General features: G+C 58.5%; 2 protein-coding genes. One reads left to right on the top strand and one right to left on the bottom strand.

All coding sequences use genetic code 11. The features are described 5' to 3' along the window. Positions 1–389 (top strand): anhydro-N-acetylmuramic acid kinase (locus tag AC1DVH_RS31850; RefSeq protein ID WP_477757130.1); only part of this gene is annotated, 389 nt, incomplete at its 5' end. A 68-nt stretch (positions 390–457) separates the two neighbouring features. Here AC1DVH_RS31850 and erpA read toward each other — a convergent pair. Further along, positions 458–808 carry an iron-sulfur cluster insertion protein ErpA gene (gene erpA / locus AC1DVH_RS31855; protein ID WP_007906865.1) on the bottom strand — a complete coding sequence of 117 codons (351 nt, stop codon included), beginning with the start codon at positions 806–808 and terminating at the stop codon, positions 458–460. Between the last annotated feature and the right edge of the window lie 111 nt (positions 809–919).

Consider the following 919-nt stretch of genomic DNA (forward strand, 5'->3'; position numbering starts at 1 on the left):
GTACCGGACGGGAAGTATTCAACCTACCTTGGCTGACACAGCACCTGGCACAACTGCCAGCCTTCGCCGCCGAAGATGTTCAGGCGACGCTGCTTGAGCTGACCGCGCTGACCATCATCGAATCACTGCAAAGCGCCCAGGCAGACACGCAGGAACTACTGGTCTGCGGCGGCGGCGCCCACAACACCGCGTTGATGAACCGCCTGGCCAGCCTATTGCCAAACGCCAGTGTCAGCAGCACTGCCACTTACGGCGTAGACCCCGACTGGGTCGAAGCCATGGCCTTCGCGTGGCTGGCTCATTGCTGCCTCGAAGGTATTGCGGCCAACCGCCCGAGCGTTACCGGTGCCCGCGGCTTGCGCGTACTGGGCGCCATCTACCCCGCATAAATTCTCCACACAGTAAAACGCCGCAGGGCCCTGAGGCCATGCGGCGCTTTGTAATGCAGGCGCGCTGATCAGATCGAGAACGAAGAACCGCAGCCACAAGTGGTGGTCGCATTCGGGTTCTTGATGACGAAACGCGAACCTTCCAGACCTTCCTGGTAGTCCACCTCGGCACCTGCCAGGTACTGAAAGCTCATCGGATCGACAACCAGACTCACACCTTCGCGCTCGACGATGGTGTCGTCATCGGCCACTTCTTCATCGAAGGTGAAGCCGTACTGAAAACCTGAACAACCGCCGCCCGTAACGAATACGCGCAGCTTCAAGCGATCATTCCCCTCTTCATCGACCAGGCTCTTCACCTTGTGCGCGGCACCGTGGGTGAATTGCAAAGCCGTGGGGGTGAAGGATTCGACGCTCATGCTGACTATCTCCCGGCGTTACGCCGTCATATTGCGTGATGACGCGCATTATCCGCTTCTCCTAGAAAAGCGGTCAACTATTGTTATGGTATATCRACCAATCCAATCGCC

It is taken from the genome of Pseudomonas sp. P4_C3 (assembly GCF_056402075.1).